This is a genomic window from Lacticaseibacillus paracasei subsp. paracasei, from assembly GCF_000829035.1.
Lineage (GTDB): Bacteria > Bacillota > Bacilli > Lactobacillales > Lactobacillaceae > Lacticaseibacillus > Lacticaseibacillus paracasei.
Window position 1 is genome coordinate 1488657 of the sequence record NZ_AP012541.1, and the last position, 21268, is coordinate 1509924.

Here is a 21268-nt window from a genome sequence, read left to right on the forward strand (position 1 = left end):
TGCTTGCCCTCCAAAAAAAGCCGGCGCACAGGCGTCCGACTTTTGATTGTCATCATGGTTTCAAACGGTTGATCATCCGTGGGAATGGAATCGCCTCACGTAAATGATCCAGCTTGCAGACCCACGTAATTGCCCGTTCAAGTCCAAGACCGAAGCCTGAATGTGGCACGCTCCCATACTTGCGCAGATCGAGATACCATTCGTATTCGTCTAAATCAAGTCCAGCATGTTCGATAGCATTCTTCAGTGTGTCATAGTCGGTTTCACGTTCAGACCCACCGATAATTTCCCCATAGCCTTCGGGTGCCAGCATGTCGGCACAAACATATTGCTGATCATCTTCCGGATCTGTCAGCATATAAAACGGTTTGATCGTCTTCGGATAGTTCAAAACAAACACCGGTTGATCAAATTGATCAGACAGGTAGGTTTCTTCCGGTGAACCGAAATCGTCACCATACTTGACGTCCATACCGGCATCTTGCAACATTTTAATGGCCTGCTTATATGTGATCCGCGGATATGGCAATTTGGTGTATTGCTTGAGTACTTCTGGGTCGCGATCAAGCAAGTGCAGCGGATAGGCGCAATTATCCAAAACGGACTGCACGAGATAGGCAACGTAGCGTTCTTGGACCTTCAAACTCTCTTCTTGGTGACAGAATGCCATTTCCGGTTCAATCATCCAAAATTCGGTTAAATGGCGCCGAGTCTTACTTTTTTCAGCTCGGAAAACTGGACCACAGGTGAAGACTTTGCCATAAGCCATTGCCCCTGCTTCAGCATAAAGCTGACCTGATTGACTCAAGTAAGCTTTTTTGTCAAAATAATCGGTTTCGAAAAGTTCGGTCGTACCTTCTGGTGCGGAATCGGTCAAAATCGGCGGATCCATTTTGATAAACCCTTCGTTATTGAAGAACTCGAACGTTGCTCGGATCATTTCATTGCGAATTTGTTGAATCGCAAATTGGCGCTTAGAACGCAACCATAGATGGCGATGATCAAGCAGAAATTCGATGCCGTGCTCCTTCGGGGAGATTGGATAGTCGTGCGAATCACCAACCAGTTCGATGTTACGAACCTCGATTTCATAGCCAAAGTGGCTGCGGCTGTCTTGATGAATCACACCCGTAATCCACATACTGGACTCTTGGCGCAGTTCTTTAGCTAAGCTGAAAACCTCTTCTGGGACATCAGCTTTTGAAACAACTCCTTGAAAATAAGCTGAACCGTCACGTAACTGTAAAAAGGTAATTTTCCCTGAGCTGCGTTTGTCGGTCAACCAAGCCCCAATTTTAACTTCTTCGTTCACATGTTCTTTGGCATCAATGATGCGAATCTGTTCCGTCATGCGTTAACTCCCTATTTCTAATTTAAATAATTACTTGCCCACAAATTCTCGAATACGTCGTGCGGCCTCGCGTAAGCTGTCTAGATCCTTGCAATAACTGATACGCGCATGGTCAGGCATACCAAATGCGCGGCCTGGCACGATTGCAACGCCGGTTTCCGCAAGCAACGCACTGATAAAGTCATCGACGGTACCATAATGACTCAACTGTGCCGCTCGCTTGATGTTCGGGAATAAATAGAAGGCGCCTTGTGGTTTATCTCCCATGTCAAACCCCGGAATTTCGGCTAATAAATCATAAAAAAGGTTGAGCCGTTCCTCAAATGCTTGCCGCATGGTTTCGACAATCTGCTGATCGCCCGTCAATGCGGCCACTGCAGCATATTCAGACACAGCTGCTGGATTTGAGGTGGTGTGGCTGATAAAGGTCGCCATCGCCTGCATGAGTTTTTCTGGTCCGGCAGCATAACCAATCCGCCACCCAGTCATTGCATACGATTTGGAAACACCAGAGATCAAAACGGTGTTGGCCACAATGTCAGGGTTGATGCTGATCATTGCCGTGAAGGTTGTGCCGTTGTAAATTAAATCGCGGTAAATATCGTCGGTAATGACCAAGATATGATGTTGCAGTGCCCAGTTACCAATCAATGTCAGTTCCGTTCGCGTGTATACAACCCCGCTTGGATTTTGCGGTGAGTTGATAATTAAGGCACGCGTTTTGTCCGTCCGCGCCGCCTCAAGATCATCAACACTGACTTTGTGGCCTTCCGATGGCATGACCAAATGCGGCGTCCCGCTAGCAAGTTTGATTTGTTCCTCGTAAGAAACCCAGTATGGTACCGGGATCAAAACTTCATCGCCTGGGTTTAAGTAAACTTGGAACAAAGCATATAACGCAAACTTTGCCCCAGTCGTCGCCACAATCTGGCTAGCTGGATAACGCACACCGTCTTGCGAGAAAATGCGGTCGCTAATGGCCTGCTTCAATTCTGGGATCCCAGTCGCGGCAGTATAGAAACTAGCATTCCCGGCTTGGATGGCCGCAATGGCCGCTTCATCAATCGTTTTCGGCGTCTGAAAATCAGGTTGACCAATGGACAGATCAATGACATCGGCTCCTTTTGCCTTCAAAGCCTTAGTTTGATTGCTCAATGCAAGCGTCGCTGATGGTGCGACGTTGAGGATTCTTTTTGCTAAATGCACGACTGCGCCTCCTACAGTTCCGGCAGTTGTTTGCGCTGCCGAATCATACTTTATTTATAAGTTTTTGATCGCGTTCAGCTGTTCGCCACTGCGAAAACTGTACGTCACGTAGTTTAGTTTACCAGACTTTGACAGATAGCCAATATCCCAAACGAATTCTGACCCACGTTTTCCTAATGAAGCATTCAAGATTTTCTTTGGCGAAGCACTTTGATTAATTTGCTGCAACGCTTGCTGCCGAGTGATGCCAGATTTCTGGTTTAAAATATTGACTTTGCCCGTTTTTTCTTGAATCACAACGTACACGGCTTGATTTTTCTTGGTATTACCCGCAACAGTCAGATAACTTTTGTCGCGGTTATACCACCAAAAACCGTTAATCGTTTTCAGATTTGCGCGGTTTGTCGCGATTTTCTCAGCTTGCCCACGTAGTTGTTGATAAGGTGAGAGGCTTTTCGCGTAGACGCCAATGGCACCAATAATTAAAACAATCAATCCAGTAATCACAAAGAACTTAACCCAGTCAAATCGACGATGACGCATGGGGTGCCTCCTTTCGAAGTATGGTCAGATGATTTTTGATAGCTGACGAGATACGTGGGGTAATTAAAATTTCTAAAAAAGCACTTGCTGGCACAAAAGCCTGCATATCAGGCTTTGAAAGTAATGATCAAAGTTTTCTCGGCCATCGAGCTCTGGCGCTTACGGATGGCCTGCTCGCAACTTTTGGCTAAAACGCGTTCGCCAGTCCAGAAACCTGCACGTAAGGACCTCAAGCCTAAATGGCCAAAGCCCAGCCATTTAGGCTTGACGCCACTTATGCTCCGGTTTCTAACCGGACTGGCTCACACTCTGTCTGAAACGCGTTCGCAGGCGCAGAAACCTGCACATAAGGACCTTGAACTTAAATGGCCAAAACCTGGCCATTTAAGTTCAAGGCCGCTTATGCTCCGGCTTCTAAACGCGCCTGCTCACGCTCTGTCTAGCCACATCTTAATGTACCCCGGCATGTCAGTTAGTGGCAACGTCATTGGCTTAATATTTGGTAAGGATTTCTGCATTTTTCGACCGTAGCGTGTGGTGATGAATCGGGGGTCGAGGACAACGAAGATACCACGATCGGTTTCGGTTCGGATCAGGCGCCCAAAACTCTGGCGTAATCGCAAGGTTGCGCGTGGCAAAGCATCCTCAGTAAATGGATCGCGGCCTGCTGCCTGAAGTCGTTCGTATCGAGCTTTGGTGATAGCGGCTTCGGGCGCATCGAACGGCAACCGGGTCAAGATCACCATTTCGAGCAACCGATCCGGATAATCAATCCCCTCAAAGAAGCTTGCGGCACCGAGCAATAAACTTTGATCACCGACCGCAAAACGCTTGGCGATCTTTTCCGCCGAACCAGTCACCCCCTGAGCCAATAACTCTTTATGATCGGCAATCGGTCGATGAGCAAGGCGTTGGTAAACCGCGGCAATGGTCGCCAGTGAATTGAACAATACAATCGTTTGGTGTCGGTTATCAGCCAACAACTCAATCGCCGCGGCAAGATAATCGGCATAGGCTTCTGCACTCACCGCACCAGCCGCAGGAGCGTCCGTGGCGACAAGTACTTTTGCCTGATCACGATAATGAAAAGGACTGCGTAACTTTAGAAAAGCTGTCTCTGGTAAGTCATGGTAACCAAGCTGAGCGGTTAAAAAGTCAAACGAACGGTCAGTGGTTAAAGTCGCCCCGACAAACACCGGTGCCGTAAACCGCTGTAGCAACTGCTGAATGGCTGATCCAACCTGAAAAATGTCCCAACTTAGGCCAAGACTGCTAACATCATGCATTTGCCGCAACGTCAAAGAAGCTACGGCAGTTTGGCCGGCAACCAGTTCTGGCAAGCGCGCTAACAGTAATTTCAAGCGGTCACGTTGATCGATCAGGGTGACTGTCAACGCGGCTAAGGCTTGAAATCGTTGACCGTCACTTTTCAAAAAGAAATGTTGCCGGCCATTGAAATCTGCATCTAGTTTAGTCGCAATGACCTGAATGCGACCAATGACTTTGATCAATGTCTTAATATTGTCTGTTTGGGACGTGACTAACCAATTAATAGCAGCTTGATCCAAGCTCAGACTCACAAACCCTTGATCAGCCGTTGTCTTGCCGTTAAAGAAATGCCGATATATTTGGTGCTGCAGGATTTCAATCGTTTCTTGGGCCGTTGTTGTTAGAGCGTTAAGTTGCGCCAACACAGGCAGCATCTGCCGATCATTTTGATAGACGTTAACCAATGAGCGATCTTCATCGGGATCACTCAATCGCCACAAATGTCGCAACTGCCGCCGAATCTGCGCTAAGTCGATCCGTTGCGCAAAGGCAGCGGCGGTATTATCAGCAAAATGTTGCGCTTCGTCAACGACCAGAAATGGCGCCTCAAGGTCCAACAAATCAGCGTGGCGTGACAGAAAAGCGTGATTCGTAACCACGATAGCCGCCCGATCAATGGAAGCACGCAGCCGCCGATAAAAATCAAGTGTGTAATACGGGTTGATAAATGGTGTGCCTGAATCACCAGTATGCCGAATTTGCATGAACAATGGTGCCCGATAAGTTGTTAAGTGCAACTCATCGAGGTCGCCTGTGGTTGTTTGTGTCAACCAAACCAGCAATTTCATTTGCAATAGCTGCGTTTGCCGACTTGGTGATTCTTGATGCAAACTAGCCGCGAACTTGTTGAGATCAATATAATGTTGCGGACTTTTAACCTCGACTGCTGGCAAGTCTCTGCCTAAAACAGCGGCTAAAGTCGGAATGGCCGTCTGAATTAGTTGGCTTTGCAAAACAAGCGTTGATGTCGCAACCACTAACTTATGTTCGGCGGTTGCTACATAAGCATAAGGCAGCAAATATCCAAGCGTTTTGCCAAGACCGGTTCCTGCCTCAATGAAAAGTGGCTGGGGACCACCCTCTTGTGCATGTGCAAAAACCGCATCCATCATCCGCGCCTGGGCCTTGCGGAAGCGATAGCGCGGTTGGAGCAAGTGCCGTTTTTCAAGATCCGTTGCCGGATAAGCTGCTGACGCAAACGTCTCCTGAGTTGCTGTCGGCACTCGGCGCAAGACCAACGGGCCAACTTGAACAAACCCGCGTTTTAACGGTTTCAACGGTTTAGCAATTGCCTTCAAATAATTGCCGGTTTCCCGCAACAAGCCACTGCCGCGCGCAACCAACGCCTGTTGCGTCGGACTGGGCAAGGCCTGAAAGCGAGCCGCCAGCTGGCGCAACAACTTAGCTGTGCTAATCGCGTCACTATCGGCTTGATGCGGGTTATCGTGCTCAATTTGTAAGTAACTTGTTAAATCAGGCAAGCGAAAACTGCTAATCTCAGGCAATAAAATTTGCGCCAATTCAACCGTGTCGATCGCAGCTAATTGCAGCTTTGGCAGCCCCACTCGCTCAAATTCCGCATTTAAAAAAGGATAATCGAAATTAACGTTGTGCGCTACAAAAACCGTATCAGTCAACAGCTGATGCAACGTTTTGGCGATTTCTTCAAAATAAGGGGCCGCGACTAATCGATTGGGATCCAAGCCGGTTAGTCGCTGAATTGCCACTGGTACCGACCGATCCGGATTCACCAACTGAGAAATTGTCTGGATAATTTTGCCGTGCTGCATTAAGGCACATCCAAACTGGATCATCCGGTCGCCGTCTTTGACGCTGGTCCCAGTTGTTTCTAAATCGACCACAGCAAAAATGGTCTCAGCATTCATTTTAAACATTCCCGTCTAAACATACTGTTCATATCATACTATTTACCAGCACCTGATGCTACCAGATCGACAACGGTTCCGGTGCGCAAAAAGACCAGATAGCGATGCAGCACCGGTTTGGGTTGTAAATCCTGCAAAGCTTGTGCATATAAGTTTAACTGTCCACGATAACGATCCACTAAAACGGCCGTGTTCGGGTTATGATCAGTTTTGTAGTCAAACAGCGTGACGCCTTGTTCATCACTCACGTATCCATCAATAATCCCGTGAATCAAGACGTCCTCGCCTGGGTCATCGGCCAATGCTTCAAAAACTTGGTCAGCAGGCAGCAGCATGGAAAACGGAACTTCACGATGAACCTGCTGCGGCTTAGCCAATAACAACCGACCTAAATCAGTTTCAAAGAAGCGAATAAGTGCCGTCAAATCAATGTGCTTTGCCACATCGACCGCAATGACCTGCGTGGTGGTCAATTGATCGCGCAAAGCCCTCAAGCTGGCCATGGTGATCGGCTTGGCGAGATCCACTAGCTGCAGCAATAGATGCGTTGCCGTCCCAATAGCTGCTGGGCTGATGCCACTAGGGGTTTCGGTCAGAAACGCTGGCGCCGTTAAATCCCGCATCGGTGGCTTGGGACCGAGGAAACGATCTGCATTGACCAGATCAATGGTATCTGGATCATCAAATGCGCGTTTAATTTCTGAAACACTTTGAAAACCTGTCGTAGTTGTTGCTGCTTGGAAAGGATAGGCCTTTTTAAACCACGCAGATAAGTCGACCATTGTTCCTGAATCGTCAGAAACTTTTTCCGGAGTTGCAGTCGGTGTGACTTGCGGATTCACGTCAATTTCAATTGTAAACTCCGTTTCATCACCGACGAGCGCAGGTTTGATAGTTGTTTCGGCTAACCCACGGGCCTGTGGATGTCTGATCAAGGCCGGTCCGATCCAGTCGAGATAGCTCGTTGCCCCACTGCGGACTTGCGGCGCCAAAACACGCGCTTCACCTTCCGCCGCCGCAGCCCATTTTTCGACCGTTTTATCAGCAGACGTCAGCTGATTGCCACTCATCGTTGCGCCAACCACGTAAAGTCGCTGTTGCGCACGCGTCAGAGCAACATACAACAACCGCATCTCTTCAGCCAAGGTCTGATTTTGCCGTGCAGCTTTGGCAGCTTGATACTGGGGTAATTCATATTCAACGCGAGTTTCAGGATCTAGCCATTTAATACCGATACCTTGTTTTGTCAAAATGGCAGTGCCGGTTTGATCGCGCATATTAAAATGTTTGTTTGCCTGCATCAAAAAGACAACCGGGAATTCCAAACCCTTGCTTTTGTGAATGGTCATCAACTTCACCGCATCATTATCTGGATCGACTTGGGCAGGCATTGCCAAATCTTGATCCTGCTTCTGCATCAAAGTAATAAAGTGAATAAAGGCAAATAACCCTTTGAAGCCACCCGCTTCATAAGTGCGGGCTCGATCAATCAAGGCTTGGAGATTTGCCTGTCGCTGACTGCCCCCTGGGGTGCCGCCAACATAGTCAAGAAATCCGGTATCCTGATAGATAGCCCACAACAAAGTGACCAAGTCATTTTCTCGGGCCAAGTCGCGAAAATGGCTGAGCTGGTTGAAGAAGTGCGTCAGCATGTCATGCGTCCGCTGAGCAAGTGGCGTTTTTGGTTCGGCTTGTAGAAATGCTGTCACGGCATCATAATATGGCACCTGTTTTGCCGCTAAACGAATCAGTGCCAACTGATCAGCTGACAAACCAACAATCGGCGAACGCAACACAGCCACTAACGGAATATCTTGTTTTTGGTTATCAATCACTTTTAAAAGCGCCAGCATAACCATCAATTCAGTCGTTTTGAAAAAATTCTTGGTATCGGCCACAAACAATGGGACTCCTGCTGCAGCAAACTGTGTTTGAATCAGACTGTTTTGACTGGTTTGACGCGTCAGTAATGTGATATCGCGATAGTGGATGCGCCGATACTCCTGCGCCTGACGATCCCATAGTTGCGCATCGGGATCGTTGATTAATCGCTGAATTTCGGCCAAGACTAGCTGCGTTTGGCCAGTCGCAATGTCCACTGGCTCGTTATCATCAGCATCTCCCGGTAACTCACTTGCATCAGAAGAATCTTCATCAGATGTTGCTTTGCTATACAACAACACTTTCACTGCCGGATGCGCATCACCGTAATCAAGCGCACCATACTTTAAAGCCGCTGCGTTGTCATAGCTCAAATCGCCAACTTCCGGATCCATGATTTGACTGAAAATCAGATTGGTAAACGCCAACACATTTTTGGTCGAACGAAAATTCTCAGCTAAAATAATCCGTTCTGGCGCGGCGGGATCGGTCGGTGCATCTTGAAATGTTTGGTATTTATGAATAAATAGTTGCGGATCGGCCAGTCGGAAGCCGTAAATACTCTGTTTGACATCCCCGACCATGAATCGATCACCTGGCGTAGTGGTGCTGACAGCGGCAAGTAAAGCCTCCTGCAACGGACTAATGTCCTGATACTCATCCACCATCACTTCATCGAAACTCGCGCGATAGTTATCGGCAATTGGTGCACCGGTTTGTGGATCTTTTTGTTGCAAAATGCGTAAAGCATTATGCGCAATATCACTATAGTCTTGAACATGCCGAGCGGCCTTTTCAGCGGTCAACGCGTCTTCGAACTTTAAGGCCACATTAGCTAATGTGGCCACTAAAGGTTGAGCTTCCCGCAACAAATCGCCAATTTGCTCAGCAGCTAAGGCAAAAGTTGGTGCCAGTTTGTTCTGCCAAGTTTTCTTTGCAGCATCACGTAGATCTTTTGCCGCGTTTTTAGTGTCCTTATCTGCGTCATCCAGTCCTTTACTGATGCGCGACCAAGCAGCAAATTCATGGGAAATCAAGACACTGCGGACTGTATCGTATGTGGGTGCATTTGTTTCTAATAGTGTTTGCAATGGGGCAAGATCAGCCTGAATTTGCTGATACCAAATTGGGTTTGGCAGTTGATTGGCTAACGCTGACGCCTGAGTCAAACTGGTGGCTATTTGCAGCAATTGGCCTTTAACTCGCGGCCAGATTTGTTGGCTAAAGGTCGCTTCCCATTTTTCCGGTGCATACGGCGTTGCCAATCCTTCCAAATAGGCCTTGGGATCAGTTGTCGCACCGGCTTGGCGGATCAACTCAAACATCAAGTCTTGCAAACCGCTATCATCTCGATCCCCGCTAAAATTAGCCGTGAGTTGTTCAAACGCAGGTGCTTCGTCACTGGCATATAATTGTTCACGCAAATCGTCCCAAACGCGCTCTTGCAGCATGTAGCGTTCAGTTTCATCCGTAAGCAACCGAAAACCGGGATCAAGATCAATGACATAGTAGTAAGTTTGGACAATTTGCAAACTAAAGGCATCCAGCGTACTGATTTTAGCCGCATTAACCATGGCAATTTGATTGGCAAGATGACGCCGATCCTCACCACTAAGCTCATGTCGTCGCTCGGTGAGTGCCTTCTTCAAAGCCGTCTGAATCTTGGTTCGCATTTCGGCTGTTGCCGCACGAGTAAATGTCACGATCAACATCCGGGTAATGTCGGCATGCTGTTTGAGAATCTTTTGAATAATTCGCTCAACCAACACGGTGGTTTTCCCGCTACCAGCAGAGGCGGAAACCAGCACGTCATGCCCGTCGTGGGTAATCGCTGCTTGTTGAGAGGTTGTAAATTGGGTCATGCTTGCGAATCCTCCTGACGATGATGCGGAATTTGTGTGGGATCAGTTGTGACGCGGCCAAGCACCTCTTTGCGTTTCAACTTTGGCACATGATTGTAATGATCAAACCCGGTTGCCGGATCGAACAGCATAATACTTTGATAATCGCTGTTGCTGATAACGGTGGATTCCTGTCCATATTGAAACGGCGCCAAAGCGATATCCCCGGCTAAAATCCGACTGGCAGCATCAATAATCAATGCCTGATTGTGCAAAAGATAGGCACTTAGATCTTCTGGTGTCAGAATGTTTGACTGATTATAATTGAAGGCACCGTCTTTTTTAAAACCAAGTGGCACCATCATGCTGCGTCCACCGGTTTCTGCTGAAATGGTTTTGTCTACCGCCGCCAAGTCTGCCCCATCTTTAGCTACCAAGAAACCTAGATATTTAAAAGCTTTTAGTCGATCAATATCGAGGTCAAGATCGGTACTGAATTTGAACTTAGGATCTTGTAAGTGAAAATACAGTGCTCCGGCTGGCACAAATGGCGGATCAGCTGGGACATTTGCCATTGCTTCAACATACGTCAACATCTGTAAGGCAATGCCATAGTACGCGTCACTGTCATCGAACCGATGTTGCGTGCTCTTGTAATCAACAACCATAAATCGCTGCGCATCTGATTCTCGATAGACATCTAGTCGGTCAATTTTGCCGCGTACATTAACGCGACCACCATGCGGCAGCGGCCAAGACAAGCCAGGTAAGCCCCTGGTATCCCCAATTCGGCCAAACTGCAACTCAGTGCGCATCGGACGGAACCCGGTCCGGCGTTGCTGCTGGCGCATGTTCGTCAGCACTTGAATCAATAACCGACTTAAGCGACTCGTCAAATAAGCCATCCGATGGGTACTGCCAAGAATTTCATAACCCGGGCGCTTCGTGATAGCCGCGACTAATGGCGGGACCGCCGCCGCTACATCTGCCGCGGTGACATCGGCCAATGTCTGGCCGGCGTCGCGCAACTGAGTCAGATATTGATCCAGCACCGCATGGAAAAGACTACCAGTATCGGCTGGCGATAACTCAAATTCAGGTCGCGGCTGTAAAAGCAAACCATACTTCAAAAAGTATTCAAACTGATTACGATAATACGTCTCTAATCGCGATACCGAGACATTCATGTCCCGACCGTACAATTGGACTGCTAATGTCGGATCAAGACGTCCAGGGTCATTTTGATAGGTCAAACTGCCTGCTAGCTTCTGAGCTAACGGTGCCAGTGTGGTTTGTTTGAGACTGGCCAAAACGCCTTGCCAACTTCGACTCAAAGGCAATTTCTGATGCTGAGCTTCACCAGCCGCGCGAACAAAATCACTGAGCATGGCCCGCTGACTACCCAGAACTGCTTTTAGAGATGTCCCCAACCCAGCCGGTGCCCAAGTAGCAGGCGTTAATTGCAGTGCTTGGGCTAGTTGTCTAAAGTACGGCGAGGCTTGATTTTCACTGCTTTCCTGCGTGTTTTGCATGGGGTAACTAAGTGTCAGTTTTTCAGAAGCTGCCATAAATCCAAGATAATTGATAAAAGGATCGCCTAAGGTTGTGGTCGGACCTTGTTCAGGTAAAAAACGGTCATCTGGAAGCTGAGCCGCCAACAGTTGCCGCTCTTCGCTATTTAAGACACCACTATCGTTAGGCACATCAGGCATCGCGGTGTTTGTTGCGCCAATCACGTAAACGTGTTTTGCCTTGGCCAAACGAACCAAACCCGTTTCGGAAATAACCACCGAGTCCAGCGTCGACGGAATCTGCGTGTAGGTGGCACTAGCAAAGCCGGCCGCCAACAGTTCTCGAAACTGATCACGATTGAAGTCAGCTTCTCCTAAAATGGTCGCATAGTCATTTAACAATTGGGTGAAGGTATCCCAAGCCTGCTCGTTGGCTTGACTGCGACTTAAATCACCGTCAGCGTTAGCGGTTTGTCGCCACACATTCAGCTGATCAATCACACCAGTCGTTTGCAGCCATTGATATAAGCTGGCCGCGGCTTCGCGACCAGTTTTGGCAGTCTGCCATTGACGCAGCAATTGCGGAACCGTGTCCGCAACCAAAGTCTTGATTGCATTAATCTGGGCAGTTTTATCTGCCTCGGGATCAAGTTGCGAATCGTCAGCGTTAGGATTGCGCTGAAAATAGCGCCATGGGTCGGTCTGTGTCCACCGTTTTTTGCCGGTAATGCCAGTGCGAACAAGATGGTTATCTGTTGTGTCTAAAGCATCACGAAAAGCCGCGATATCCATATTCTCAGGTAGTAACAACTCGGTATGCAAAAGGCGCATGACATCCTGATATTGATAATCGTGGTCTTGTATGGCAAAAAGACTTTCAATGAGTACGACTAGCGGATGATCCTTCATTGGCCGTTCGAGATCAGTAAATTGAGGGATGTTGAATTCTTCAAAGATGGCCGGAATCACCGCTGCGTATGGATCCAAGCGACGGGCTAAAATCAGAAAATCGCGGTAACGTGCACCTTGCCGGACGGCTTGATAGATTTGACGGGCAACCGTCCGTAATTCATGATATGGATCAGTCGCCACTGCCAACTCAACTTCTTTGTTCTGTGCTGTCTGTGCAGGCGCCTGTGGTTGTAAATTGGTACTCGTTTGCCACCAATCAGCAAGGTGCTTCATGCCTTCGCTTAGCGGACGCGGTTTAGCAAAACGATCTAGCCGGATCGGTACTTTCATCGTTTTGGCTTTTTGATAAAGGCGGTGATACAACCGGCCTGCAGGTAAGAATAAATTAGGTGCCACTGGCGGCGCAGCCGGATATGGCTTGTCCAGCACTAAACTAACGGTCACCTCAGCAGCCGTTTCAATCATTGTTTCGACCAATCCAGTCTCTGAAGCTGAAAAGACGTTGAAGTCATTGAGATAAATGAATGTGTGGCTCAGGTCCTGATTGCGCATCACCTGTTGCAACCCACTTAGTAGGCTGGCATTAGTGGCATAAGGGCCGATTTCCGCTTCATAATGATCCAGAATGATCCCCAGATCTCGCAATTTAGCACGGTGCCGATCGCCTGGTGTTAAAGCGGCTACTGTCGTATTCAGATCTTCTGCTGTGATACGACCGGTCACTAATTCGCTTAATTGATCCGCCAGTTGTGTCACAAACCCAGTGTTATGCGCTTCGCCAGCATAAATCGTTAATTCTTCCTTGCTTTCACCGAGTATCTTTGCGACCAACATCGTGTTACTGGCCCGATCAAGTCGTGGCTGTTGATAAAGCGCAGTGTTTTTAAGGAAATACCAGGCAAGTCTGGAGAAAGACAGCACCTGCACTCGATTTTGCGCATATACACCATTGACGGATGCTGCTTGTGCCCGCAACCGTTTCAACAAGTCGACTTCGGCTTCAAATTTGATATGATTAGGGACTAAATAAAAAATTTGGTTTTGTGAATCGGCTTGCAGATTAGCTTGGACCATTGTCGCCATCGTGCCAGCGTGGTCCGTTGTTGCGTCTCCTAAAATGAATTGCAGCCCCATGCGCTACCTACCTCCTTAAACGCGCTCCCCAGCGCAGCAACCTGCATGTAAGCACCTTGGCAGCAATGGCCAAAACCCGGCCATCACGGCCAAGGTCACTTACACTCGGGTTTCTCACCGGGCCAGCTCACGCTCTGTCTAAACGCGTTCGCTGCCGCAGAAACCTGCACATAAGGACCTCAAGCCTGAATGGCCAAAACCCAGCCATTTAGGCTTGAGGCCGCTTATGCTCCGGTTTCTAAGCGCGGCTGCTCACGCTCTGTTACATTATGCTTTAGTCTAGCATATCTAAGTAGTGCCTGACGGGCGTTTGCGCTATCATTAATAAAGAATATTGACGAGGTGTTTATATGGAAATCGGGACGGGAAAAAGTTATGCAAAAATTATTCTGCTTGGCGAACACGCGGTCGTGTATGGGGAACCGGCCATTGCACTGCCAGTGAAGAGTGTCGGCTTGTCAGCTCGCGTCACGCCTCAGCCGGATGGCAGACAAACTGTGACGTCTTCTTTTTTCACAGGAAATTTAAATGCTGGTCAATTGACCAATTTTGCCGGTATTGCCATGCTTATTCGACGTTTATTGATCTTCTTTAACGCCAAGAATCAAGGATTTCATTTAACCATCACGAGTGCTTTGCCTTCCGAGCGCGGTATGGGCTCATCTGCCGCAACCGCTGTGGCAGTTGTTCGCGCTTTTTACGATGCATTTCAAACATCGCTATCACACGACACATTACTGAACTGGGCCGCTGTCTCTGAAAAAGCTTTGCATGGCAATCCAAGCGGTCTTGATGCTGCCACGGCTAGCGCTGAGCGGCCGCAATGGTTCGTCCGTGGTAAGGCGCCGCGCTCGATCATGATGCCACGAAACGGTGTGTTGCTAATTGCCGATACTGGCGTTGCCGGACAAACTAAAATTGCAGTTGGAGCAGTGGCAGATCGTTTAAAGCAGAATCCCAAAATGTACCGGCCGCTCATCAAGGATATCGGTGACACCGTTCGCCAGGCAGCATTGGCGTTGGCGCAAGATGATATTATTACCTTAGGCCAACTGTTCAATCGCGATCAGGCCGATCTGTCTGCACTTGGCGTTAGCAGTCCTGACCTTGACCGTCTCATTAACGTGGCGATTGATAACGGTGCTTATGGCGCTAAATTAACAGGCTCAGGGATGGGTGGTTGCATGATTGCTTTAGCAGCCAGTGATCAAGCGGTAGCGATTACCACGGCGCTTAAAGCTGCTAATGCGGCTAAAGTGTGGGAATACCATTTTGAATCGAAATGAGGCTATTATGACGACTTATGCACGCGCGCACACAAATATTGCGCTGATTAAATATTGGGGAAAAGCCAATCGCAAGTTGATGCTGCCAGCCACAAGCAGCATTTCTTTAACTTTAAATGACTTTTATACTGACACAGCAGTGACATTTGATCCTAGTCTAAATGATGATCGCTTCATGCTTAACGGTGAAGAACAAAACCCGGTTGCGGTCAGCCGCTTTTTGGATCGGGTTCGGCACTTAGGAAAAATTAGCACGTACGCCCAAGTCACTTCCTTGAATCACGTGCCGACTGCTGCCGGGCTGGCAAGTTCAGCCTCTGCTTTTGCTGCCTTGGCCACTGCTGCCAGCCGCGCGGCAGGTCTAAACCTTTCTCCGACTGAACTATCAAGATTAGCGCGCCGCGGATCAGGTTCAGCAACGCGCTCTATCTTTGGTGGTGCCGTTATCTGGCATCGCGGCCATGACGACGCCTCTTCATTCGCTGAACCACTCGCGATTCAACCTAGTTTGCCATTACGAATGCTTGTGGTCACGGTATCTGCTGAAAAAAAGGCGGTCAGTTCACGAAAAGGCATGGCCAACACAGTGGCCACAAGTCCCTACTATGATGCCTGGGTGGCCTCAAATGAAAGTTTAATTGAACCAATGATTACCGCGTTGGCTGAAGACGACTTAGCGCTGATCGGCAAATTGACAGAATTGTCCAGTATGCGCATGCATGCGGCGATTATGGCCGAGGAACCGCCATTCACCTACTTTCTGCCGGAAACATTACGGGCGTGGCAATTAGTGCAAGAACAACGGGCTTTGGGTATTCCCGCGTTTGCCACGATGGATGCAGGACCAAATGTCAAAATTCTGACTACTGAACCTTACGTGGACATTTTATTAACCGCCTTGCGCCCTGTGTTCGGTGATCGGATTTTGAGCACACGCCTTGGTCCGGATGCCAGCATCATCACAAAGGAGCAATTTGATGACACAAAGTCAGCAATCGCATCGCAAGGATGAACATGTTTTTCTAGCTGAAAAATACTTTCAATCTGTTGCTCATGCGGGTTTCGATCAGGTTCGTCTTTTGCATCGAGCTTTGCCGGAAACAACCATGGCTGCGGTGGATCTAAAACCTGATCTCCCGTTTAATTGGCAATGGCCGATTTATATCAATGCCATGACCGGCGGCTCGCCACAAACCGGCAAGTTAAACGCCCAGCTAGGCCAGCTCGCCCAAGCTTTGGGGGTGGCGATTGCCAGCGGATCGCAATCGGTGGCATTGCGTGATCCGCAACTAGTCCCGACTTTTGCAACGCTGCGTGATCATGATCCAAACGGGTTTATTTTAGCTAATGTTGGCGCCGGTCATCATGCGACTGCTGCCGAGGCGGCGGTGGCAATGTTAAAAGCGAATGCACTGGAAATTCATCTCAATGCTCCTCAGGAAGTGGTCATGCCTGAGGGCGATCGCGACTTTATGTGGCAGGCTAACATTAAGAGCATCATTGCGACTAGCCAAGTCCCTATCGTCGTAAAAGAGGTCGGTAATGGCTTTATTCGTGAAGATCTTCAGTCCTTACAACAGCTGGGGGTTCAATTTGTTGACGTTGGCGGTCGCGGCGGAACAAACTTTGCCACGATCGAAAATGCTCGTCGTTCGGGCCACGATTTTGCTTATTTACAAGACTGGGGACAGACAACGGTTGAATCATTGCTTGAAGCGCGCGGACTCGGTCTAACCATGCTTGCAACTGGCGGCGTTCGTTCACCATTAGATGTTGTGAAGGCATTGCGGCTGGGCGCTCATGCAGTCGGCATGAGTGGTATGGTGCTTCATCACTTAATTCAAACTGGCTATGAAGCGACGCTGGCCTATTTTCAGAACTTTCTGCACCAATTGCGCCAACTTTACGCGTTATTGGGCGTCACCAATTGGCAGGAGCTGCAAGAAGCCCCAATCGTGCTAAGTGCTGATTTGGAACATTATCGTCAGGCTCGTGGCTTACCGGGAATTTGACCCTAAAACAATCCAAGTCATGATTGACTTCTGGAACTTTTATTCGAAGGGAATAATGTTGCAACACAATTCTCAGTCGGCAAATAAAAACGAACGATTTTCCTAATATCGGAAAGTCGTTCGTTTTTACCTATCCATAGATTAGTTGCTGAGATTTTAAAGACCGTAGTGCCAAGGCGGAGCAATCGTAGGCCAGATGAGGCTCAGCCGTGCAAACAACACAGCGACCGGTTTTCGGAGCTGATGTTGTTAGGCTACTTCGAGACCGCGGGCTTTGCGGGCTCGAAGCGCCGTCTCCGCTCTAGCTACGCGTCGCCACCCCATCTGGCCGGAGATTGCGAAGTTTGGCACGGCAAGGGACTATTAGCCTAGCACCTTCCTACGACTATCCGGAATTTAATGATTCACAAGTCCGATGAGCAAATAATGGCTCAGCCTCGTTCACCGGATGTGAGTTATGCCCCGAACCGAGTCTTCTTTACTAAATATCAAACACGCAACCCTTTTGGATAATAATTTTTGATGGTACCATTCACCAATTTACCAATTGCAAATGGCTTATGCTCGAATGTCAGCAGAACAAAACGTTTGCCACTTACCTTGCTTGGCAACGTTTCACCGTGCCGATAACGTGCATAACCGTCCGCATCAACCTCAATCACAGTTTGAAAATCATCCGGATTAAGAGCAGCTGCTAAACTATGACTTGGTTCAAATCGTTTCTTCCGGAAACTTCCGAGTTCCAGACCGGCACGCACCACTTTCACGTGCTCAAACGGGATCATCGTTGTTGGTAAAATTGAAAGAAAATCGCCATGCCGATAAAATAGGCCGCTGGGCTGCTTGGTTAGGCTTGCCGCTACAAACGCATCAACTTCATCCTTCGCCGGCTTGGCTAGCGGTTTAAGCGGCAAACGGGCTGGTTGATGTGATGCTGGTGCCCCTGCTAACTTCAGCTTAGCAACAAAATGCCCTTCGCCACGCAATCGGTGAGGAAACAGTCGGACTGTTTTGGCCAGTTCCGGATTGCCATCGGCCCACGCTGGCCGCCCAGCTTCCATCCCCGGATATTGCTTAATCGGCGTAAGCGTGAACGCGTTATTGGCCAATAGCCAGGCAATGATTTGCTCATCTTCTTCAGGACTAAAGGTGCAAGTCGAGTAAATCAACGTGCCGCCTGGTGCTAGCATCTTCACAGCCGCTTTGAGAATCTGCTTTTGCCGCTCAGCACATTGCGCAGGATAGTCCGCATGCCAATACTGGATTGCATCCGGATCTTTACGAAACATGCCTTCTCCTGAACAAGGTGCATCAACCAAAATTCGATCAAACATTTGTGGCCACGCTTTTGCCAACGTGTCAGGATCATTATTCGTTACTAAAATCTGCCGAGTACCCCACCGTTCCAGATTGCCTGACAAAACTTTTGACCGCGGACCATTGATCTCATTGCTGACCAAAAGCCCAGTGTCGCCTAAATAGCAAGCAAGTTGGGTCGATTTACCGCCTGGCGCTGCACACAAATCTAATACCCGTTCACCCGGCTTTGGGGCTGCAACAGTACCGACAAACTGCGCACTTGGCTCCTGACTATAAACAAGTCCGGCAACGTGATCAATGTCGTTGCCGGCGACCTTGCCATAATAACCCCACGGACTCCAAGGAATTGGTTCAGTTAATGACTCGTCCAATGGCCACGGCTTGGCTGGATCACGCCGAAAGCCACTTTCCGCAGGTGCTTCAAATGTCGCTAAAAAAGCAGCTGCTTCATCGCCCAGCAAACGAGTATATTTTTCCTTAAATGCTTCAGGTAGTTGCACTAGCTTTATCCTTTCTGTGAATCAAGTAACGGAGGAAGAAAATGGCAGCGATGGTCAAAACGACAAGAAAGACCCAAATATTAGTTCGCGTGGTGAAGTAGAACCACCAGTTTGCAAAAAGGCCACCAAGAAAAAGACTGACGCCAATATGACCACCACAGCTAGATAAAACGCCGCGCAAGTAACGCGCCCGCATATTCAAATCCAAACCAGCTGTTTGCAACGGCCCCATTAAGACCACCATGAGCATCGTCAGCAATCCTGCACCCAACAATAAGAATAAGCTGAACAATGCCGTTTGACCATAAGCATGCCACCAAGTCGAAGCATTACTATCGCTAAAGTGGACCCGATGAATATTTTTTGCTTTGAAAGCGGTTTTTAAGGCCTTGCTATGCTGACTGGCGCCGTCAACATAGATTTTGACCTGCTTTAGTTTCAGCTTACTATTGGTAGTTTGTGCAGAGGCGTTGAGAAAGATAACTTTATTTAGCGGGCTGCCTTTGCGTGTGCCCACCGTTCCCAATACTGGGACATATTGACCATTCACTTGCAAATAACGTTGATTATTACTGCCAGTATACAGTTTATCGGCAAGATCGCGGCCAACCACCGTCACCGGCAGACTGGAGGCAAAATCGCCAGCCGAGAACCACTGACCACTATCGAGTGGCAGGCTCGCAACTGTGCCACGCTGATAAACGTACACGACTTGTTTAGCAACAAACTGGACCTGATAACCTTTGAAATCAGTTTTATCGAGCTCGCTTATCGCGGTGGTGATGCTGCGCGAACTTGTCGTGACATATTCCTGAGCCGTTTCCGACATGCCGAGGTGATCAAGCTGACTGGCATATTCATTTTGATCATGCTGTGACCATACTAAACCGGCTAATATCGCTAAACCGATCCATAAAAGATCAATCAAGAATAATTTTTTCACGTCATCCTCCTCAAGTCCTGCACAAATAAGCCATTTGCCAACAGTACAGAGACTATTGTAATCGGTAAACTCGTTCGTGAATCGCATCAAAATGACCAAACGCACGATTAAGCGCGAATAATCGCCGATCCGGAACGGTTCGGGCTTCTTGCCAAAATAACCGGCTATTGGTTGCACCGTTGCGTTCGCCGATCACGAATAATTGTTTAGTGGGAAAATAGTGTTGCATAATATGCAGGAACCGGACATCATTAGGATCCTTATCTGGGCTCCAAGCCATCACAACAGCATCAACTTGTTGGGCGTAGAGGAACAACGCCGCGTTGGCTGTGGCGGTTTTAACTGGAACAAGCGGCTGACAGCCAGTGACATTTTCTTTCGTCCAAGTGTGCGCATCGGTTGTGATCGTTTTGTCGCCTTGTGCGCGCAAACCAGCACTCACGTAACCATTACCAGCTGCCACTTCCAAGTACCGCTGAGGACCATAAAGTCGATGCCAGGTCGCAAACAGATCTTCATGAACAAATGACCACATGCCATCATGAAAGGCAATGTAGCGGCGGAAATTATGCAATAAATGATCTAGTTGAAGCAGTTCTTGCAGCTGCGCCTGTGGCTGGGTTAAAGCGGCATCAATTTGCGGCGTGCTAAGTCCCAACCAAGGTAACGCATGTGCTGGCAAGACACCAGCCGCAATAGATGCTTGCCAATCCTTCATGGCAGTTAGTTGTGATTTAAGCGGTCCAATGCGCGCATATTGTTTGGCCAGCCGATTTAATGTGCTCCAATAGTCCATGTTCACCCTCGTGATCCATCGCTTTGACTGCCTGAAAGACAGTCAAAAGCCGCCTTAAACGGCGGCTTTTGCATTCCGTGTCTAAACGCCGGTTAATGAATGCCCAGCGCCATTTTGGCATACCGACTGAGGCGTTCTGGCCCCCACGCTGGATACCAAACTAAATGAATTTCAACGCTGGTAATCCCGTCAATCGTTGTCAGTGCCCGTTTAATATCAGCATCCAACATGTCTGTCAAAGGACAGCCCATCGTTGTCAATGTCATTTCAACGGTACATTTGCCGCTTTCATCTAAATCAACCCCATAAATCAAGCCGAGGTTAATTAAGTCGACACCGAGCTCTGGGTCAATGACGGTTTCCAAAGCGTCAAGAATTTGCTGTTTCATTTTATCAAAATAAGCCTGATCTTGTGAGGCTGCCTGATCGCTGGTGTCTGCCATCGTTGAACCCTTCCCTTCTGTGACCCGGCACTGATTGCTCAAAGCCACCCGTTAAGCCTTATCTGATGCAAGTACACCGGCAACTGAATAATGTTCCTTAGCCATTTCGTTAAGAACAATGTGAATATGCTCAGCGGGTGCGCCAGTATCTTTGACAATGGCATCTGTCACGTCTTTCACAAGGGCTTTCAGTTGCTCCGGTGAACGGCCTTCAATCAAATCAATGTGAACTAATGGCATGGTATTCGCTCCTTTGGCGGCAAAAGCCGAGAGTTAATTTGCTTTATTTTAGCATGAGTGTAAGATTTTCGCACCTATGCTATGTGGTTTGCTCTTTGTCAATTCCATTTAAAAATCGCATTTACTGGAAAATT

Annotated in this window: 14 protein-coding genes; 3 read left to right on the forward strand and 11 right to left on the reverse strand. The window is 48.4% G+C overall.

What is annotated here, in order from left to right; translation table 11 throughout:
* Positions 1-52: 52 nt before the first annotated feature.
* From asnS to LBPC_RS07350, 6 genes are all read right to left on the reverse strand, one after another.
* Positions 53-1351, reverse strand: a complete 1299-nt coding sequence (asnS, locus tag LBPC_RS07325; RefSeq protein ID WP_003660869.1) for an asparagine--tRNA ligase — start codon at positions 1349-1351, stop codon at positions 53-55.
* 30 nt (positions 1352-1381) lie between these two features.
* The gene (locus tag LBPC_RS07330; RefSeq protein ID WP_003594539.1) at positions 1382-2557 is read right to left on the reverse strand and encodes a pyridoxal phosphate-dependent aminotransferase; all 1176 of its coding nucleotides are present in this window, start codon (positions 2555-2557) and stop codon (positions 1382-1384) included.
* A 54-nt stretch (positions 2558-2611) separates the two neighbouring features.
* A complete protein-coding gene (locus tag LBPC_RS07335; protein ID WP_003565619.1) occupies positions 2612-3100 on the reverse strand; it encodes a cell wall elongation regulator TseB-like domain-containing protein in 489 nt (162 codons plus the stop codon).
* 428 nt (positions 3101-3528) lie between these two features.
* Positions 3529-6315, reverse strand: a complete 2787-nt coding sequence (locus LBPC_RS07340) for a helicase C-terminal domain-containing protein (protein ID WP_011674518.1) — start codon at positions 6313-6315, stop codon at positions 3529-3531.
* A 38-nt stretch (positions 6316-6353) separates the two neighbouring features.
* Complete coding sequence (addA, locus tag LBPC_RS07345; protein ID WP_003594544.1) at positions 6354-10058, reverse strand: helicase-exonuclease AddAB subunit AddA; 3705 nt, start codon at positions 10056-10058, stop codon at positions 6354-6356.
* Positions 10055-13594 carry a PD-(D/E)XK nuclease family protein gene (locus tag LBPC_RS07350; protein WP_003660865.1) on the reverse strand — a complete coding sequence of 1180 codons (3540 nt, stop codon included), beginning with the start codon at positions 13592-13594 and terminating at the stop codon, positions 10055-10057. Before LBPC_RS07350 ends, addA begins: the two co-directional genes overlap by 4 nt.
* Positions 13595-13944: 350 nt before the next feature.
* Between LBPC_RS07350 and mvk the strand changes: the two genes are divergently transcribed.
* From mvk to fni, 3 genes are read left to right on the forward strand one after another with little or no spacing between them, the layout of a single operon-like run.
* The gene (gene mvk, locus LBPC_RS07355; protein ID WP_003594553.1) at positions 13945-14880 is read left to right on the forward strand and encodes a mevalonate kinase; all 936 of its coding nucleotides are present in this window, start codon (positions 13945-13947) and stop codon (positions 14878-14880) included.
* A gap of 7 nt (positions 14881-14887) precedes the next feature.
* A complete protein-coding gene (mvaD, locus tag LBPC_RS07360; protein ID WP_003575170.1) occupies positions 14888-15892 on the forward strand; it encodes a diphosphomevalonate decarboxylase in 1005 nt (334 codons plus the stop codon).
* Positions 15858-16892: a type 2 isopentenyl-diphosphate Delta-isomerase gene (gene fni, locus LBPC_RS07365; protein ID WP_003660863.1), complete on the forward strand. Its 1035-nt coding sequence runs from the start codon at positions 15858-15860 to the stop codon at positions 16890-16892. The genes mvaD and fni overlap by 35 nt, the downstream gene beginning before the upstream one ends.
* Before the next feature lie 488 nt (positions 16893-17380).
* On the opposite strand, the gene LBPC_RS07370 is transcribed toward fni, so the two are convergent.
* From LBPC_RS07370 to LBPC_RS07390, 5 genes are all read right to left on the reverse strand, one after another.
* Positions 17381-18712, reverse strand: coding sequence for an RsmF rRNA methyltransferase first C-terminal domain-containing protein (locus LBPC_RS07370; protein ID WP_003594556.1), 1332 nt, complete (start codon positions 18710-18712; stop codon positions 17381-17383).
* Positions 18699-19655 (reverse strand): ABC transporter permease, encoded by a 957-nt coding sequence (locus LBPC_RS07375; protein ID WP_003565637.1) that lies wholly within the window; start codon positions 19653-19655, stop codon positions 18699-18701. Before LBPC_RS07375 ends, LBPC_RS07370 begins: the two co-directional genes overlap by 14 nt.
* Positions 19656-19707: 52 nt before the next feature.
* The gene (locus LBPC_RS07380; protein WP_003660856.1) at positions 19708-20451 is read right to left on the reverse strand and encodes an SAM-dependent methyltransferase; all 744 of its coding nucleotides are present in this window, start codon (positions 20449-20451) and stop codon (positions 19708-19710) included.
* 92 nt (positions 20452-20543) lie between these two features.
* On the reverse strand, positions 20544-20894 hold the full coding sequence (locus tag LBPC_RS07385; protein ID WP_003565641.1) for a metal-sulfur cluster assembly factor: 351 nt from the start codon (positions 20892-20894) through the stop codon (positions 20544-20546).
* Between the two features lie 51 nt (positions 20895-20945).
* The gene (locus tag LBPC_RS07390) at positions 20946-21134 is read right to left on the reverse strand and encodes a 2-hydroxymuconate tautomerase (RefSeq protein WP_003565643.1); all 189 of its coding nucleotides are present in this window, start codon (positions 21132-21134) and stop codon (positions 20946-20948) included.
* Positions 21135-21268 lie beyond the last annotated feature (134 nt).

What these genes read in the sequence shown, in the direction of transcription:
- asnS (WP_003660869.1), bottom strand. Translation starts at nt 1,351, where the DNA reads ATGACGGAACAGATTCGCATCATTGATGCCAAAGAACATGTGAACGAA.
- LBPC_RS07335 (WP_003565619.1), bottom strand. Translation starts at nt 3,100, where the DNA reads ATGCGTCATCGTCGATTTGACTGGGTTAAGTTCTTTGTGATTACTGGA.
- LBPC_RS07340 (WP_011674518.1), bottom strand. Translation starts at nt 6,315, where the DNA reads ATGAATGCTGAGACCATTTTTGCTGTGGTCGATTTAGAAACAACTGGG.
- addA (WP_003594544.1), bottom strand. Translation starts at nt 10,058, where the DNA reads ATGACCCAATTTACAACCTCTCAACAAGCAGCGATTACCCACGACGGG.
- LBPC_RS07350 (WP_003660865.1), bottom strand. Translation starts at nt 13,594, where the DNA reads ATGGGGCTGCAATTCATTTTAGGAGACGCAACAACGGACCACGCTGGC.
- mvk (WP_003594553.1), top strand. Translation starts at nt 13,945, where the DNA reads ATGGAAATCGGGACGGGAAAAAGTTATGCAAAAATTATTCTGCTTGGC.
- mvaD (WP_003575170.1), top strand. Translation starts at nt 14,888, where the DNA reads ATGACGACTTATGCACGCGCGCACACAAATATTGCGCTGATTAAATAT.
- fni (WP_003660863.1), top strand. Translation starts at nt 15,858, where the DNA reads ATGACACAAAGTCAGCAATCGCATCGCAAGGATGAACATGTTTTTCTA.
- LBPC_RS07380 (WP_003660856.1), bottom strand. Translation starts at nt 20,451, where the DNA reads ATGGACTATTGGAGCACATTAAATCGGCTGGCCAAACAATATGCGCGC.
- LBPC_RS07385 (WP_003565641.1), bottom strand. Translation starts at nt 20,894, where the DNA reads ATGGCAGACACCAGCGATCAGGCAGCCTCACAAGATCAGGCTTATTTT.
- LBPC_RS07390 (WP_003565643.1), bottom strand. Translation starts at nt 21,134, where the DNA reads ATGCCATTAGTTCACATTGATTTGATTGAAGGCCGTTCACCGGAGCAA.